This window comes from Dactylosporangium sp. CA-152071, assembly GCF_050936335.1.
GTDB classification, from domain to species: Bacteria; Actinomycetota; Actinomycetes; order Mycobacteriales; family Micromonosporaceae; genus Dactylosporangium; species Dactylosporangium maewongense.
Genome location: NZ_JBNJMZ010000001.1, coordinates 132,005 through 147,020 on the forward strand (window position 1 = coordinate 132,005; position 15,016 = coordinate 147,020).

16 protein-coding genes are annotated in these 15,016 nt (G+C 72.0%); 10 read left to right on the plus strand and 6 right to left on the minus strand.

Annotation, left to right across the window (positions count from 1 at the left end; genetic code table 11):
• The first annotated feature begins 3 nt into the window (after window positions 1–3).
• Genes ACQEVZ_RS00465 through ACQEVZ_RS00480 form a run of 4 tightly spaced genes read left to right on the plus strand, consistent with a single transcriptional unit; the run spans window position 4 to window position 5,030 of the window.
• Window positions 4–1,539, plus strand: coding sequence for a class I adenylate-forming enzyme family protein (locus ACQEVZ_RS00465; RefSeq protein WP_433359656.1), 1,536 nt, complete (start codon window positions 4–6; stop codon window positions 1,537–1,539).
• A gap of 34 nt (window positions 1,540–1,573) precedes the next feature.
• On the plus strand, window positions 1,574–3,040 hold the full coding sequence (locus tag ACQEVZ_RS00470; protein WP_433359659.1) for a 4-hydroxyphenylacetate 3-hydroxylase N-terminal domain-containing protein: 1,467 nt from the start codon (window positions 1,574–1,576) through the stop codon (window positions 3,038–3,040).
• On the plus strand, window positions 3,037–3,912 hold the full coding sequence (locus ACQEVZ_RS00475) for an enoyl-CoA hydratase/isomerase family protein (RefSeq protein WP_433359662.1): 876 nt from the start codon (window positions 3,037–3,039) through the stop codon (window positions 3,910–3,912). The genes ACQEVZ_RS00470 and ACQEVZ_RS00475 overlap by 4 nt, the downstream gene beginning before the upstream one ends.
• Window positions 3,909–5,030 carry a hypothetical protein gene (locus ACQEVZ_RS00480; protein WP_433359665.1) on the plus strand — a complete coding sequence of 374 codons (1,122 nt, stop codon included), beginning with the start codon at window positions 3,909–3,911 and terminating at the stop codon, window positions 5,028–5,030. Before ACQEVZ_RS00475 ends, ACQEVZ_RS00480 begins: the two co-directional genes overlap by 4 nt.
• A 3-nt stretch (window positions 5,031–5,033) precedes the next feature.
• On the opposite strand, the gene ACQEVZ_RS00485 is transcribed toward ACQEVZ_RS00480, so the two are convergent.
• Window positions 5,034–5,690: a GntR family transcriptional regulator gene (locus ACQEVZ_RS00485; RefSeq protein WP_354903025.1), complete on the minus strand. Its 657-nt coding sequence runs from the start codon at window positions 5,688–5,690 to the stop codon at window positions 5,034–5,036.
• A gap of 162 nt (window positions 5,691–5,852) precedes the next feature.
• Here ACQEVZ_RS00485 and ACQEVZ_RS00490 point away from each other — a divergent pair, with 162 nt between their 5' ends.
• Window positions 5,853–6,476 (plus strand): GNAT family N-acetyltransferase, encoded by a 624-nt coding sequence (locus ACQEVZ_RS00490; protein ID WP_433359669.1) that lies wholly within the window; start codon window positions 5,853–5,855, stop codon window positions 6,474–6,476.
• A gap of 21 nt (window positions 6,477–6,497) precedes the next feature.
• Here ACQEVZ_RS00490 and ACQEVZ_RS00495 read toward each other — a convergent pair whose 3' ends face one another.
• Both ACQEVZ_RS00495 and ACQEVZ_RS00500 read right to left on the minus strand, forming a co-directional pair.
• On the minus strand, window positions 6,498–7,262 hold the full coding sequence (locus tag ACQEVZ_RS00495) for an SDR family NAD(P)-dependent oxidoreductase (RefSeq protein WP_433359672.1): 765 nt from the start codon (window positions 7,260–7,262) through the stop codon (window positions 6,498–6,500).
• Window positions 7,259–7,882, minus strand: a complete 624-nt coding sequence (locus ACQEVZ_RS00500) for a TetR/AcrR family transcriptional regulator (RefSeq protein ID WP_433359675.1) — start codon at window positions 7,880–7,882, stop codon at window positions 7,259–7,261. The genes ACQEVZ_RS00495 and ACQEVZ_RS00500 overlap by 4 nt, the downstream gene beginning before the upstream one ends.
• A gap of 110 nt (window positions 7,883–7,992) precedes the next feature.
• Between ACQEVZ_RS00500 and ACQEVZ_RS00505 the strand changes: the two genes are divergently transcribed.
• The 4 genes from ACQEVZ_RS00505 to ACQEVZ_RS00520 all read left to right on the plus strand — a co-directional run bounded on the left by ACQEVZ_RS00505 (window position 7,993) and on the right by ACQEVZ_RS00520 (window position 12,008).
• Complete coding sequence (locus ACQEVZ_RS00505) at window positions 7,993–8,751, plus strand: 3-hydroxyacyl-CoA dehydrogenase (RefSeq protein WP_344513047.1); 759 nt, start codon at window positions 7,993–7,995, stop codon at window positions 8,749–8,751.
• Window positions 8,752–8,816: 65 nt separating this feature from the next.
• Window positions 8,817–10,001 (plus strand): thiolase family protein, encoded by a 1,185-nt coding sequence (locus ACQEVZ_RS00510; protein WP_433359678.1) that lies wholly within the window; start codon window positions 8,817–8,819, stop codon window positions 9,999–10,001.
• A 4-nt stretch (window positions 10,002–10,005) separates the two neighbouring features.
• Entirely contained in the window at window positions 10,006–11,187 is a 1,182-nt protein-coding gene (locus ACQEVZ_RS00515) for an acyl-CoA dehydrogenase family protein (RefSeq protein ID WP_433359681.1), read from the plus strand.
• A complete protein-coding gene (locus tag ACQEVZ_RS00520; protein ID WP_433359684.1) occupies window positions 11,184–12,008 on the plus strand; it encodes a crotonase/enoyl-CoA hydratase family protein in 825 nt (274 codons plus the stop codon). Before ACQEVZ_RS00515 ends, ACQEVZ_RS00520 begins: the two co-directional genes overlap by 4 nt.
• A 180-nt stretch (window positions 12,009–12,188) precedes the next feature.
• Here ACQEVZ_RS00520 and ACQEVZ_RS00525 read toward each other — a convergent pair whose 3' ends face one another.
• Together ACQEVZ_RS00525 and ACQEVZ_RS00530 are read right to left on the minus strand one after the other, a co-directional pair.
• Window positions 12,189–12,968, minus strand: a complete 780-nt coding sequence (locus ACQEVZ_RS00525; protein ID WP_433359687.1) for an enoyl-CoA hydratase/isomerase family protein — start codon at window positions 12,966–12,968, stop codon at window positions 12,189–12,191.
• Entirely contained in the window at window positions 12,965–13,969 is a 1,005-nt protein-coding gene (locus tag ACQEVZ_RS00530) for an NAD(P)H-dependent flavin oxidoreductase (protein WP_433359690.1), read from the minus strand. The genes ACQEVZ_RS00525 and ACQEVZ_RS00530 overlap by 4 nt, the downstream gene beginning before the upstream one ends.
• 79 nt (window positions 13,970–14,048) lie before the next feature.
• Here ACQEVZ_RS00530 and ACQEVZ_RS00535 point away from each other — a divergent pair, with 79 nt between their 5' ends.
• Complete coding sequence (locus tag ACQEVZ_RS00535; RefSeq protein WP_344513056.1) at window positions 14,049–14,675, plus strand: TetR/AcrR family transcriptional regulator; 627 nt, start codon at window positions 14,049–14,051, stop codon at window positions 14,673–14,675.
• Here ACQEVZ_RS00535 and ACQEVZ_RS00540 read toward each other — a convergent pair.
• Window positions 14,672–15,010 (minus strand): DUF6285 domain-containing protein, encoded by a 339-nt coding sequence (locus ACQEVZ_RS00540; RefSeq protein WP_433359694.1) that lies wholly within the window; start codon window positions 15,008–15,010, stop codon window positions 14,672–14,674. The genes ACQEVZ_RS00535 and ACQEVZ_RS00540 overlap by 4 nt on opposite strands.
• Window positions 15,011–15,016: the final 6 nt, after the last annotated feature.

Genomic DNA, 15,016 nt, shown 5'->3' on the forward strand with positions numbered 1-15,016 from the left:
CCCGTGCAGCTTTCCGGTTTGGCGCCCGGTGACTGGGTCACCGTGCAGGCTCGCTTCACCCCGCAGGCCGCATTCCTGGTGGCCGCGGACGGGCGGACCCGCACGTACGCCGAGGGCGAGCAGCGGATCACCCGGCTCGCCCGGGCGCTGCGGCAGCTCGGGATCGGCCGCGGCGACCGGGTGGCGCTGCTCGCCGTGGACTCCCCCGAGTACGTCGAGGTGCTGCTGGCCTGCATGAAGCTGGGCGCGACCTACGTGGCGCTCAACTTCCGGCTGTCACCGGCGGAGATCCGCACGGTGCTGGCCGCCAGCGGCGCCCAGGTCATCTTTCACAGCGCCCGGTACCAGGAGATCGTCGACGGCTGCCGGCTCCGGGACGCCATCCAGTTCGAGTCGGGGTATGAGGAGTTCCTGGCCGGCGGGCCCGACGGCGGCGAGCTCCCGGCGGTCACCACGGACGACGACATCCTGAGCATCTCCTTCACCAGCGGGACGACCGGCACCCCGAAGGGCGTGCTGCAGTCGCAGCGCATGATCAAGGCGATCACGCAGTCGGGGGTCCTCGAGCTCGGCCTCCGGCCGGGCGACCTGATCTACTCCGGTGCCCCGCTCTTCCACGCCGCCGGCTTCGGGCACGTGCTCTACGGCGTCGCCCGCGGCGGAGCCTCCGTGATCATGCCGCAGTGGGACGCCGATCTGGCGCTGTCGTGGCTCGGATCCGGGCGCGTGCGGCACGCGACGCTCGTCCCCAGCATGATCATCCAGCTGCTCGAACATCCGAAGCTCGTGGAGGCGGACTTCTCCGGACTGCGTTCGATCATGTACGGCGGCGCGCCGATGCCGACCTCGGTCGTGCGGCGCATGGCCGACGTCTTCGGCTGCGACCTGCACAACGGGTTCGGCGCCGGGACCGAGGCGGGCGGCCAGCTGGTCCTGCGGCCCGAGGACCACCGGCGGGCCCTCGCCGGCGACGAGTGGCTGCTCGGCACGATCGGCCGGCCGGCGTTCGGCTGCGACGTCCGGCTCCTCGACCCCGACGGCGCCGAGGTGCCGGACGGTGCGGTCGGGGTCATCGCCAGCCGGGGCGACACGGTGATGAGCGGCTACCTGGACCGGCCCGACCTCACTGCCCGCGCCGTCCGCGACGGGTGGTTCATCGCCGGCGACCTGGCCTGGAAGGACCCGGAGGGCTTCCTGCACCTGGCCGGCCGGGCCGACGAAATGATCATCCGGGGCGGCGAGAACGTCTATCCCGTCGAGATCGAGGACGTGCTCGGCGGGCACGCGGCCGTGGCCGAGATCGCGGTCGTCGGCGAGCCGGACCCGCACTGGGGGCAGGTGGTGACCGCGGTCGTGGCGCTGCGCGACGGCCACGGCACGCCATCGGCGGCCGAGGTGAAGGAGCACTGCCGCGGCCGGCTGGCCAGCTACAAGGTGCCGCAGCGCATCGTCGTCGTCGCGAACTTCCCGCGCAACCCCGCCGGCAAGATCGACAAACTCCGGCTGCGTGAGCTCCTGGCGGAAGGCCGGATCTCATGACTTCACCAGATCACTACCTTGAGGAGCCGTCCTGATGCTCACCGGAGACCAGTACCTGGAATCCCTCCGCGACGGCCGCCGCATCTTCGTCAACGGCCACTCGGTGCCCGACGTGACCGCCGAACCGTTGCTGCAAGGGCCCGCCCAGGCCGCGGCGCTCGGCTACGACAAGCACTACCGGCCCGGCGACGACGTCCACGGCCCGTACTTCTTCATCCCCACCTCCGTCGAGGAGCTGCGCGATACCCAGCAGCGGCAGCTGCACTGGGACTTCCCGACCATCTCCACGGCCAACGGCCTGCTCATGGTGCTCACCGCGGCCAGCCGGATGCGCGCGCAGCAGCCCCAGTACGCCGAGCGGGCCCTGGCCTACTTCGAGGAGAGCAAGCGCCGCGACATCCGGATCGTGCAGGCGATCACCGACTCGAAGGGCAACCGCGCGCTGTCCCCGGGCAAGCAGGACGACCCCGACCTCTACGTCCGCATCGTCGACCGGGGACCCGACGGGGTCGTCATCCGCGGCGCGAAGCTGCACATCTCCTCGGCGGCGGTCGCGCACGACCTCATGGTCATGCCCACCAAGCGGATGAAGCCCGGCGAGGAGGACTGGAGCGTGGCCGCCGCGGTGCCGGTCAACTCCCCCGGGGTGCGGGTCATCAACGCCTCGTTCGCGCCCCGGCCCGACCTGGACCCGGACTTCTACCCCTACAGCTCCCGGCACGTGATGACCGAGGGACTCATCGTCTTCGACGACGTCTTCGTCCCCAACGAACGCCTCTTCCTGGCGGGAGAGCTGGAGCACTCCGCGACCTTCGTGCACTCCCTGGGCCTGTGGGAGCGTCTCGGCAGCGTCGGCAGCTACGTGCGCCTCGCGGACACCCTCGTCGGGCTCGCGCACCTCGTCGCCGAGGCCAACGGGCTGCTGAAGATCGGGCACATCAAGGACAAGATCGCCGAGATGATCATCTACGCGACGCTCATCCGGGCCGGGTTCGAGGCCGCGATGACCCACGCCACCTTCACCCCGGAGGGCTGGGCCTCGCCCGACGAGCTGTTCACCAACGCCGCGAAGTACCACGCGGCCGCGCAGTTCAGCACGATGGTGCGCAACCTGCACGACATCGCTGGCGGCTCGGTGCTGACCGCGCCGTCCCTGCGCGACCTGAGCAACCCGGAGACCGAGGCCGACCTGCGCAAGTACATGCGCACGATGGACGGCGTCGACGCCGGCTACCGCATGCGCCTGTTCCACACGATCCGCGACTTCACCGCCGACGCCTACGGCGGCTGGAAGCACGTGACCGTGATCCAGGCCGGCGGGGGCCTCTACGCCCAGAAGGTGGTCGTCACGAACCACTTCGACATGGAGACGGCGAAGGCGCTCGCCCGCGAGACCGCCGGCATCACCGAATCCGGCGAGGTGCTCAGCGGGCTCCATCGCTTCGGCCCGCACGGGTACGAGTCGGACGCGGCCGCGTACCCCGCGGAAACAAGCGCGTGAGGTACGAGGAGTCCACGTTCGCCTGGACCGACACGTCCGCCGCCCAGCGGCCCGAACGGCTCACGCGGCTGCGGCTGGCGACCGACGACGGCGTCGCCACCGTGACCCTGCACCGGCCCGAGCGGCTCAACGCGATCGACCGCACGATGAACCACGAGCTCAGCGCCGTGCTCCGGTGGTGCGACACCGCCGACGAGGTCGGTGCGGTCGTGCTGACCGGCGCCGGGCGGGCCTTCTCGGCCGGCTCGGAGATGACCGGGGACGGCTTCGGCGGGGCCGCGCCGGAGGGCCCGGGCGCCGAGTGGATCGCGCCGCACCAGGTGCGCAAGCCGGTGGTCGCCGCCATCCAGGGCGCGGCAGTGGGCGCCGGGCTCACCCTGGCGATGCAGTGCGATGTGCGGTTCGTCGCCGACGACGCCGTGCTCGCGCTTCCCTTCGTGCGGCTGGGCGTGACCGCGGAGTGGATGGGCCACTGGAACCTCGTCCGCCACGTGGGCCTGGGGCGGGCGCAGGAGCTGCTGCTCACCGGCCGCCGCTTCACCGGCCCCGAGGCGGTCGAGTGGGGGCTGGCCATCGCGGCGCTGCCGGCCGATCACGTCCTGTCGCGCGCGCAGGCCCTTGCCCGCGACATCGTCGAGCACGCCGCGCCGGTCGCGGTCGCGGCGACCAAGCGCCTGCTCTGGGAGGCGGTGGATGCCGACCCGTTCGAGCACGGCCGCAAGGAGCGGCTGGTGATGGAGGCGCTCCTCGACCGCCCCGACGCCCGCGAGGGGGTCGAGGCGTTCCTGCAGAAACGCCGCCCGGTCTGGACCGGGCGCCCGTCAACCGATCTTCCACCATGGCCCAACGAACACGGGGAGGACTCCGCGTGACCAGCATCGACCAAGAGTTCATCGGGGTTCCGTCGCCGGCGCTGGGCCGGGCGGGCGCCGGTGGCCACCCGTGCCAGGGCATCTACTACACCCCGTCCGGCCGGGCGCCGCGCACGGCCTTCATCGCCGCGCACTACAACGTCGACTTCTCCGAGCACTACATGGCGACCCGCATGGCGGAGCGCGGTTACGGCTTCCTCGGCTGGAACACCCGGTTCCGCGGGGCCGAGCACCTCTTCACCCTCGACCACGCTCTGGCCGAGATCGGGGTCGGCGTGCAGCTGCTGCGCGACCGCGGCGTCGAGAAGGTCGTCCTGCTCGGCAACTCCGGCGGCGGCTCCCTGATGGCGGCGTACCACTCCCAGTCGCGCGAGCCGAACATCCGCCCGCCGTACGGCCGGTCCAAGGTGTTCGAGCCGGCGCTGCACCTGCCGCCCGGTGACCTGATGGTGTTCCTGGCGGCGCACCCCGGCCGGCCGGAGTGGATCACGCGGACCATGGACCCGTCGGTGATCGACGAGAACGACCCGAACGCGGTCGACGCCGACCTCGACATGTACGACCCGCGCCACGGCGGTTCCTTCTCGCCGGAGTTCCTCGACCGCTACCGGGCCGCCCAGATCGAACGCAACCACCGGCTGACCGCGTGGTGCAAGGAGCAGCTCGACGCCGCGCGGGACAGGCCGGCCCGCGACCGGATCTTCACGATGGGCCGCACGTGGGCCGACCCCCGGTACGTCGACCCGGGCATCGACCCGTCGAACCGCCCGACGCCGCTGTGCTACTTCGGCGATCCCAAGCGGGCCAACTACGGCGTCCTCGGCGTCGGCGTGGTGAGCACGATGCGCACCTGGCTCAACATGTTCAGCCTGGCGGAGTCCGACTGCGTCGCCGCACCGCACCTGGCCCGCCTCGACCTGCCCACCCTCGTGGTGCAGCCGGACGCCGACAGCGGCGTCTTCCCCGCCGACGCACAGGGCCTCTACGACGGGGCGGCGACGGCGGACAAGGAGTTCGTGACGCTGCCCGGCGACCACTACTTCATGGAGCCGGCGCCGGCCCGCGACACGGTGGCCGACACGCTCGCGGACTGGCTCAAGGGGCGGGCGCAACCCTGACCGTCAGTCGCCGTCCTCCTCGTCGCGCAGTGACAGCACGATCGTCGAACGCGCGGCGAGGATGTGCGCGCGCATGACCGCCTCCGCCCACCCGCCGTCGCGGACCCGGAGCGCCTGGACGAGCTCGGCGTGCTGCCGCACGCTGGTGCGCATGCGCTCCGCGTCGTAGCGCTGGAAGGTGCGGAAGATCAGCGGCGTGTCCATGATGCCGCGGACCATGCTGTCCAGCTGCGTGTGCCGGGAGGCCCGCAGGATCGCGCGGTGGAAGTCGCCGTTGAGCACGGTGAGCTCGTCGGCGGCGGCCGCGCCCTTGCGGCTCAACGAGGTCATCCGGGCCGCGATCTGCGCGATGGTGTCGAGCTCATCGTCGGTGATGCGCTCCGCGGCCAGCCGGGCACCGTAGCTCTCCAGCATCGCGCGGAGCTCGTAGTTGTCCTCGAGCTCCTGCTCGGACCAGGCGACCACCCGCGCGCCCCGGTTCGGCGTGAACTCGACGAGGCCCTCCGCGTCCAGCCGGCGCAGCGCCTCACGGACGGGCGTTCGCGACACCCCGGCCCGCAGCGCGAGCTCCTCCTCGCGCAGCCGCTGCCCGCGGGCGAACTCGCCGGACAGGATGCCGGCGCGGACGGCCTCATACGCCGTTTCGGCCGCCTTGGCCATCGGCACTCCCCGGTCACTCGTCAGCATGAATCCGGCCGAGTCTAATGCGATAGAGCGACAGATCTCTGCAGTACACCCAGACCGCCACGCCCGCTGATGGGCGCGAGATGGAGCCCGGGAAACTGCGGTGCGCCGGCCGACCACTGACACTAAGGTCGCGCCATGGAGATCCGAAATGTGATGCCGGCCGAAGAGCTGGCTGCCGAGACGGTCGTCTCGGCGGCATTCGGCGAGCCCAGGGACGGGCGCGTTGTGCAGATGATGCGGGCTCTGCAGACCAGCGGAGCAGCTCGGGCGAGTTTGGTCGCTGTTGTCGACGAGGAGCTGGTCGGGCACGTTGGTCTCTCACGCGGCTGGGTGGACGCTCGACGCGAGCTGGTCGAGGTGGTGGTGCTCTCCCCGCTGTCGGTACGTCCCGACTTCCAAGGCCGCGGCGTCGGCACCGCGTTGGTCGCGGCGGCGCTGGAGACCGCCGGAGATCGTGGCGCGCCAGCCGTTTTCCTTGAGGGCAGCCCGCACTACTACGGACGCCGCGGCTTCAGCTCCGCCTCCGCCCTTGGGTTCGACCGGCCCTCGACGCGCATCCCGGACCCGGGGTTCCAGGTGGCGCTTCTTTCGTCGTACCAGCCGTGGATGGTCGGCCAGCTGGTCTATCCCGAGGCGTTCTGGACCACTGGCACGGTCGGTCTGCGTGACCCCGAGCTGGAGCAGGTGGAAGCTCAGATCGCGTCGTGGCGTGCGGGCGAACAAGGTCCGGGAGGCGGCGCTGCTGGCGGGTCGTCATGATCCAGGTGAGGCGATCATGTACTAGATGGCGGACAGGCCGCCGTCGACGACGAGGGTCGTGCCGGTGACGTAGGACGACGCCGGGCTCGCCAGGAACAGCAGCGCCCCGTCGATCTCGGACTGCTCGCCGAAGCGGCCCAGCAGGCTGTGCTCGGCGACCATGGCGCGGAGCTTGTCCTCACCCGTCGCCGTCATCTCGGTGGCGACGTAGCCGGGGCACAGGGCGTTGACCCTGATGCCCTTGCGGCGGGACCACTGCTGCGCGAGATCGCGGGTCAGCCCGATCACGCCCGCCTTGCTCGCGGCGTAGGAGGCCCCCGGGAACCGCGAGGCCACGACGCCGTGGACGCTCGCCACGTTGACGATGGAGGAGCCCGCCGGCATCACCCGGGCGCAGGCCTGCGCCATCCAGAACGAGCCGTTGAGGTTCACGTCGATGACCTGGCGGAAGGAGTCGGGGGTGTCCTTCGAGGCCGGCACGGAGACGGCGAGGCCGGCGTTGTTGACGAGCACGTCGACGCGCCCGAACTCCGCCGTCGCCGCGTCCACCAGGGCCTGGCACTGCTCGGGCACCGCGACGTCCGCCGCCTGGACGAGCACGGTCGCGCCCTGCGCCCGCAGCTCGTCCGCGGCCGCCTGCAGCCGGTCCAGGCGCCGGGCGCCGAGCACGAGGTGGCCGCCGACGGCCGCGACCGCCCGGGCGAAACCCAGCCCGAGCCCGGAGCTGGCGCCGGTGATGACGACCACCCGCCCGTCGAGCCGGAACGCGTCGAGAGGTCCGCTCATCGTCCTGTCCCTTTCTGGTGCTGCACGGTGGCGAGCGCGAGGTCGGCGTACCGGCGGGCCATGGTGGCCTCGTCGACCGGACCACCCGGCCGGAACCAGCCGGCGACGCCCTGGCACATCGACAGGATCGCCCGGCCGCACTCGTCCGGGTGCGGGGTGCGGAAGACGCCCTGCGCCACTCCCCCGCGGATCGCGTCGCGCAGTTCGCCCTCGAGCTCGTCGCGCTGGGCGACGTAGTGCGCCCGGTTCTCCGGGGTGAGGCTGCGCCGTTCGGAGTCGAGGAACGCCAGGTCGCGATGGTGGGCGGTGTACAGGACGATGGCCTCGACCAGCGCGCCGAGCCGGGCCGTGCAGTCGGCGCCGGCCTCGTCGAGCGCGGCCCGGGCGTGGGTGAGCACGATCCGCATCGCATGGTCGAGCAGCTCCCGGAGCATCGCCTGCTTGTTCTCGAAGTGGTAGTAGAGCGCCGGCACGGTGACGCCCGCCCGGTTGGCAATCTTGCGGACCGACGTGCCGTCGTAGCCGTGCTCGACGATCTCGTCCAACGCCAGCGCCAGCAGCGGATGCAGCTCGAGTGGTGGGTACTCCCGCCAGCCGGACGCGTCGTCGCTCACTGTCATCCCCGCCTCTGTCCCGCTCGCCAAATCCGTCACGAATGATTGCCTTCGCAGGCCCTCGAAGGCTAGCTTAGCGATCGCTAACTAAGTAGACCAGATACGGAGGTCGTGGCATGGATGTCCGGGGCAAGCAGGCGCTGGTGACCGGAGGCGCGTCCGGGCTCGGCCTGGCGACGGTGGAGACCCTCGCGGCCGCGGGGGCCCGGGTGGTGGCCCTCGACCTGCCGGGCGCCGACCGCGGCCGGCTCGACGCGCTGGGCGACGCGGTCCGGTTCGCCGGCGCCGACGTGACCGACGAAGCGGCGGTGCAGTCGGCGGTCGCGCTCGCCAACGACGACGGCGGCCTCGCCGTCCTGGTCAACTGCGCGGGCATCGGCAACGCGATCCGGACCGTCGGCAAGCAGGGCCCGTTCCCGCTCGCCGACTTCGAGCGGGTCATCCGGGTGAATCTGCTCGGGACCTTCAACGTGCTGCGCCTGGCCGCCGCGGCGATGGCGGAGAACGAGGTGACCGGCGAGGAGCGCGGGGTCATCGTCAACACCGCGTCGGTGGCCGCGTTCGACGGCCAGATCGGGCAGGCCGCCTACTCGGCGTCCAAGGGCGCCATCGTCGGCATGACCCTGCCGATCGCCCGCGACCTGGCGACACTGAAGATCCGCGTCGTCACCATCGCCCCGGGCACCTTCGAGACCCCGCTGCTGGGCCAGCTGGCGCAGGAGGTCCGCGACTCGCTCGGCGCCCAGGTGCCGCATCCGAGCCGGCTCGGCCGCCCGGCGGAGTACGCGCAGCTGGTCGCGGCGATCGTCGCCAACCCGATGCTCAACGGCGAGACCATCCGCCTCGACGGCGCCATCCGCATGGCCCCGCGCTGAGCAGTGCTCACCGACGGGCCCACCGACGGGCTCACCGACTGCCTCACCGACGGAAGGAAGAGATCATGCGTCAAGCGGTCATCGTCGACATCGTCCGGACAGCCTCCGGTAAGGGCAAGCCGGGCGGAGCGCTGTCCGGGGTACACCCGGTCGACCTCTACGCCACCGTGCTCCGCGCCCTCGCCGAGCGCAACGACCTGGACCCGGGGCGGGTCGAGGACGTCATCACCGGCTGCGTCGGCCAGGCCGGCCAGCAGGCGATGAACATCGGCCGCAACGCCGTGCTCGCCGCGGGCTGGCCGGAGTCGGTGCCGGCCACGACCATCGACCGGCAGTGCGGGTCCAGCCAGCAGGCGATGCACTTCGCCGCGCAGGGCGTGATGGCGGGGGCCTACGACATCGTCGTCGCCGGCGGTGTGGAGTCGATGAGCCGGGTGCCCATGGGCGTCTCGACGATAGGCCAGGACCCGCAGGGGCCCGGGCTGGCCCAGCGCTATCCGGAGGGGCTGGTCAACCAGGGCGTCTCCGCCGAGCTCATCGCCCAGAAGTGGGGGCTGTCGCGGGAGCGGCTGGACGAGTACTCGGCCCGGTCGCACCGCCTCGCGGCCGAGACCGCGGAGGCCGGCGGCTTCGACCACGAGATCGTGCCGGTGACCATCGGCGAGGACGACCGCCGCTTCGCCGCGGACGAGACGATCCGCGCGGCGACGAGCCCCGAGAGCCTGACCGGGCTGCGCACCGCCTTCGACGTCCCCGAGATGCGCGAACGGTTCCCGGACCTGGACTGGCGGATCACTGCCGGCAACTCCTCTCCGCTGACCGACGGCGCCTCCGCGGCGCTGATCATGGGCGAGGACGTGGCCGCGAAGCTCGGCCTGCGCCCGCGGGCCCGCTTCCACGCGTTCGCGGTGGCCGGCGACGACCCGCTGCTCATGCTGACGGCGCCGATCCCGGCCACGCGGCAGGTGCTGGCGCGGGCCGGTCTGGGCATCGACGCGATCGACGCCTATGAGGTGAACGAGGCCTTCGCCCCGGTTCCGCTGGCGTGGCTGGCCGAGGTCGGCGGCGACCTCGACAAGCTCAACCCCCGCGGCGGCGCCATCGCGCTAGGCCACCCGCTCGGCGCCTCCGGCACCCGGCTGATGGCCACGATGCTCAATCACCTGGAGGCCACCGGCGGCCGCTACGGGCTGCAGACCATGTGCGAGGGCGGCGGCATGGCCAACGCCACCGTCATCGAACGCCTGTGACGACATGAGCAGAGACCTGTGGGCCCGCCGCCCGTTCTTCACCGCCGACCACGAGGCGTTCCGCGCCACCGTCGCCGAGTTCCTCAGCCGGCACGTCACCGCGCACATCGAGTCGTGGGACGAGGCGGGCATCATCCCGCGCGAGCCGTGGCTCGAGGCCGGTCGACAGGGGCTGCTGGGCATCAACGCGCCCGAGGAGCACGGCGGCGGCGGAGCCCTGCGCGACTTCGGCTTTCGCTGCGCGATGATGGAGGAGTTCGCCAAGGTCGGCGCCGCGTCGCTGGGCTCGGGGTTCTCCGCCCACGCCGACATCGTGCTGCCGTACTTCTTCGACCTGGCCACACCGGAGCAGGCCGAGCGATGGGTGCCCGCCCTCTGCTCGGGCGTGACCGTCGGCGCCATCGCCATGACCGAGCCCGGCACCGGCTCGGACCTGCAGGGCATCCGGACGACGGCCCGGCGCGACGGCGACGGCTGGGTCCTCGACGGCGCCAAGACGTTCATCACCAACGGCATCCTGAGCGACCTCGTGATCGTGGTCGCCCGGACCGATCCTGCCCCCGACGCCGGGAGCCGCGCGTTCAGCCTGCTGGTCGTGGAGCGCGGGATGCCCGGCTTCGAACGCGGCCGCAAGCTCGCCAAGGTCGGCCTGAAGTCACAGGACACCGCGGAGCTGTTCTTCGACAACGTGATCGTCCCCGCCGGCAACGTGCTCGGCGAGGTGGGCCGGGGGCTGCACCACCTGATGAGCCACCTGCCGCTGGAGCGGCTGGGGATCGCGGTCGCCGCATGCGCCGGGGCCCGGGCGGCGCTCGGCTGGACCGTCGAACACGTCACGCAGCGGCAGGCGTTCGGCCAGCGCATCGCGTCGTTCCAGAACACCCGGTTCGCCATCGCCGAGATGCTGACCGAGCTGGAGGTGTCCCAGGCGTACGTGGACGACGCCGTGCTGCGGTTCAACCGCGGCGAGCTGAACGCGGTGGACGCGGCCAAGGCGAAGTGGTGGGCGACGGAGATGCACAAGCGCCTCGTCGACCGCTGCGTCCAGCTGTTCGGCGGCTACGGCTACATGCTCGAGTACCCCATCGCCCGGGCGTACGCCGACACCCGCGTCACCACCATCTACGGCGGCACCACCGAGATCATGAAACACATCATCGCGCGCGACGTCCTGGAGACACGATGACAGACACGAAGACGACCGTCGAAACCGAACCGGCCGCGTTGTATGAGCGGGCCGGGCACATCGCCGTGATCCGGCTGAACCGGCCCGCGTCACTGAACGCCGTCAACGCGGCACTGTCCACCGCGGCCGGGGAGGCGCTGGAGCGGGCGGCGGCCGACCCCGAGGTGCGGGTCGTGGTCGTGACCGGCAACGGCCGGGCCTTCTGCGCCGGCGCCGACCTCAAGGAGCTGGCGGCCGGGCGGTCGATCGCCGCGCCGGAGCACCCGGAGTGGGGCTTCGCCGGTATCGCCCGGCACTGGATCGACAAGCCGCTGATCGCGGCCGTCAACGGGTTCGCCATGGGCGGCGGCACCGAGATCGCCCTCGCCTGTGACCTGGTGGTCGCGGCCGAGGACGCCCGGCTCGGCCTGCCCGAGGTCAAGCGGGGCCTGGTCGCCGCCGCGGGCGGGGTGGTGCGGCTCCAGCGGCAGATTCCGCTCAAGCGCGCGTTGCAGATGGCGCTCACCGGTGACGCCGTCGACGTGCAGGAGGCGGCCGAGTGGGGCCTGGTCAACGTGGTCGCCCGGCCCGGAGCCGCGCTCGATGAGGCGATGGTGCTGGCCGGGCGCGTCGCCGCGAACGCGCCGCTGTCAGTGCAGTACACCAAGCGGGTCATGCATCAGGTGGCCGAGTCCGGCTCGGCCTGGGACCCGGAGTGGTCGCGCCGTGAGCCGTGGGCCGTCAACGACGAGGCGGCCGCGCTCGTGTTCGGCAGCCGGGACGCCGTCGAGGGGCCGATCGCCTTCGCCGAGAAGCGGGCGCCGGTCTGGGAAGGCCAGTAGGTCCGTACGGCAGCTGGTGCGCCCGGGTCGGCGTCGCGGAGGCCCGCCTCGGGCCGGGCCGGTCCGTCACGCGATGCGGGCCGCGGCCGGCCTGGCCGAGCGGGCGCCGACCCTCACCATGGGCGGCGCGAAGTCGTGGGTCCGGCGCATCGCCCGCGAAGCACTCCGCCGCGAACGCTCCTACGCGGGATAGGCCGGCGGTCGTCGCTCCCGCAGTGCGGCCAGGCCCTCCGTGTAGTCGGGTCCGTCCAGCAGCTCGCCCTGGTCCTCGAGTTCGCGGCGCATGGCCGCCTCGAGCTCGTCGGCCGCCGCCTGCCGGAGGGCCAGTTTGGCGCGCCGGAGCGCCTCGCGTGACGCGCCGGCGGTCCCGGCCGCCAGTGTGCGGGCGGTGTCGAGCAGGTCGGCGGCCGGGACGACGTCCGAGACCAGGCCCCACGCCAGCGCCGTCGGCGCCGGCACGCGCTCGGCGAACAGCGCCATCCGGTTCGCCCGCACCCGCCCGATCGCCGCCGGGAGCAGGTGGCTCGCGCCCCCGTCGGGCACCAGCCCGATGTTGACGAACGGCAGCTGGAACCAGCTCGTGTCGGCCGCCACGACCGCGTCGCAGGCGAGGGCGAACGAGACGCCGACGCCGACCGCCGGCCCGTTCACCGCGGCGACGACCGGGACGTCGGCGCGGATCACGGCGAGGACCGCGTCGTTGGCCGCGGCGACGATCGCGCGGCCGTCCGCGCCGCCGGTCGCCGCGCCGGACGGGGAGACGTCGGCGCCGGCGCAGAAGGCTCGCCCTTTCCCGGTGAGCAGGATGCAGCGCACGCCGGGCCGGCCGGCCGCTTCGTGCAGCCGGCTCCCCAGCAGTCGCATACCCGCGAGGTCGAGGGCGTTGAGCCGGTCGGGGCGGCTCAGGGTGACGGTCGCGACCGGGCCGTCGGTCGTGACCAGGACTGCGTCGTCCGTCATCGTCCCTCCCCCGACACCAGCGGGGAGAGACGGGTGGTGATGAGGTCTTCGGCCTCGGCGACGATGCGTGCGACCAGTTCGGCCACCGTCGGGATGTCGTCGATCAGCGCCTGCGACTGCCCCACGGTCCAGAGCCCTCGCTCCATGTCGCCCGTCTCGTAGACCTCGCGGCCGCGGACCCCGGCGACGAGGTCGCGCACGTCGGCGAACTCACCGCCGGCCCGCAGGATCTCGACGACCTCACGGCTGACGGTGTTCGTCGCGACGCGGGCGGTGTTGTGCAGGGTCCGGAAGATCAGGGTGGTGTCGCGCTCGTTCGCCTCGACGATCTTCCGCTTGACGTTCTCGTGCACCGGGGCCTCCGCGGTACAGAGGAAACGGGTGCCCATGTTCACCGCGTCGGCTCCCAGCGCCAGCGCGGCGATCAGGCCGCGGGCGTCGGCGATCCCGCCCGACGCGACGATCGGCACGGAGACCCGGCGGGCCGCGGCCGCGATGAGCACGAGCCCGGGCACATCGTCCTCCCCCGGATGACCGGCGCACTCGAAGCCGTCGATGCTCACGGCGTCCACCCCGAGCGACTCGGCCTTGACCGCGTGCCGCACGCTCGTGCACTTGTGGATCACCTTGATGCCCGCGGCTTTGAAGGCGGGCATGTGCTCCGCCGGGCTGAACCCGGCCGTTTCGACGGTCCGGATCCCCGACTCGATGATCGCGGCCCGGTATTCGGCGTACGGGGGCGGCGAGATCGCCGGCAGGATCGTGAGGTTGACGCCGAACTCCTGGTCGGTCAGCTCCCGGCAGCGGGCGATCTCCTTGACGAGCGCCTCTGGCGTCGGCTGGGTGAGCGCGGTGAGGAATCCGAGTGCGCCGGCGTCCGCCACCGGGGCCACCAGCTCGGCTCGGCCGACCCATTGCATCCCGCCCTGCACGATGGGGTGCCTGACGTTGAACTCGCGGGTGAAGCGGGTCTCGATCATGCCGTTCGTCTCCTGTCGCACGCCCCGAATTCAGGCGCAAAACTTGATGTTAATATCACTTTTAGTTCTCAGAGCTCGGTGTCGGACGGGGGCAGGGGCGATGCCACGCCAGTACTCCAAAGGGGCGCGCACGGCGGCCACGTTCCTCGAGGCGGCCCGCAAGGAGTTCGCGACCCGCGGTTACCTGTCGACGAAGGTCGAGGACATCGCGCGTACCGCGGGCCGGTCGTCGGCGAGCTTCTACAACTACTTCACCGACAAGGCCGACGTGCTCGCCGCCCTCGCCCAAGCCTTCCACGAGGACACCCGCGCCCAGATCGCGGTGCCGTACCAGGAGGGCCGCCCGCCCAAGGAAGCCATCCGGATGGCGATCACCATCTTCTGGGAGACCTACCGCGACCGGCTCGGCGCGCTCAGCGGCGTGTTCCAGGCGTCGATGGCGGACCCGGCATTCCTGGAGAGCTGGCGGGACATCCGGCGGTCGGCCATCGACTTCATCGCCCACGGCGTCGAACACGCCCAGAAGGAGGGCTACTGCCCGGGCATCGACGTGCGGATGACCTCGTCCGCGCTGTCCTCGATGCTCGAGCTCTCCTGCTACGTGTGGCTGGCTCAGGGCGGTGACAACGGCGACTCCGTCGTCGACGAGGAGGCGGCGATCGACTCGCTCGCCGGCATCTGGTATCACGCCATCTACTGGCGCCCGGAGGACCAAAGCCCGGCCTAACGATCGGCGCGGCCGAGGACGCGCAGCTCGACCTCGGTGCGCGGGCCAAGCGCCGCGAGGATCGCGGCGAACCGGTCCGGGGCGAGGCCGGCCCTGATCTCGGCGACGAGGGCCCGTTCGTCCGGCACGCCGAGCTCCGCGAAGACCGCCCCGTCGACCCGGTGGCGCTCGGTCCCGGCGGTCAGGTCTCGCTGCACCACTTCCAGCGCGGCGGCACACGCCTTGAGCAGGTATCGGGAGCGCCCGCTGACCTGCGGCAGGAGCTCCGTGCGCAATGTCTCCACGACGGCCGTCAACAGCTCGTTGTGGTCGGGAACCGCGGCGTGCGATGGCATGTGTAC

Bases quoted from the DNA above. Each gene is read 5' to 3' on its own strand.
- ACQEVZ_RS00525 (WP_433359687.1), bottom strand. From the start codon at position 12,968: ATGACGGACGACGCAGTCCTGGTCACGACCGACGGCCCGGTCGCGACC.
- ACQEVZ_RS00490 (WP_433359669.1), top strand. From the start codon at position 5,853: ATGGAGATCCGAAATGTGATGCCGGCCGAAGAGCTGGCTGCCGAGACG.
- ACQEVZ_RS00485 (WP_354903025.1), bottom strand. From the start codon at position 5,690: ATGGCCAAGGCGGCCGAAACGGCGTATGAGGCCGTCCGCGCCGGCATC.
- ACQEVZ_RS00495 (WP_433359672.1), bottom strand. From the start codon at position 7,262: ATGAGCGGACCTCTCGACGCGTTCCGGCTCGACGGGCGGGTGGTCGTC.
- ACQEVZ_RS00510 (WP_433359678.1), top strand. From the start codon at position 8,817: ATGCGTCAAGCGGTCATCGTCGACATCGTCCGGACAGCCTCCGGTAAG.
- ACQEVZ_RS00500 (WP_433359675.1), bottom strand. From the start codon at position 7,882: ATGACAGTGAGCGACGACGCGTCCGGCTGGCGGGAGTACCCACCACTC.
- ACQEVZ_RS00470 (WP_433359659.1), top strand. From the start codon at position 1,574: ATGCTCACCGGAGACCAGTACCTGGAATCCCTCCGCGACGGCCGCCGC.
- ACQEVZ_RS00515 (WP_433359681.1), top strand. From the start codon at position 10,006: ATGAGCAGAGACCTGTGGGCCCGCCGCCCGTTCTTCACCGCCGACCAC.
- ACQEVZ_RS00535 (WP_344513056.1), top strand. From the start codon at position 14,049: ATGCCACGCCAGTACTCCAAAGGGGCGCGCACGGCGGCCACGTTCCTC.
- ACQEVZ_RS00540 (WP_433359694.1), bottom strand. From the start codon at position 15,010: ATGCCATCGCACGCCGCGGTTCCCGACCACAACGAGCTGTTGACGGCC.
- ACQEVZ_RS00520 (WP_433359684.1), top strand. From the start codon at position 11,184: ATGACAGACACGAAGACGACCGTCGAAACCGAACCGGCCGCGTTGTAT.
- ACQEVZ_RS00505 (WP_344513047.1), top strand. From the start codon at position 7,993: ATGGATGTCCGGGGCAAGCAGGCGCTGGTGACCGGAGGCGCGTCCGGG.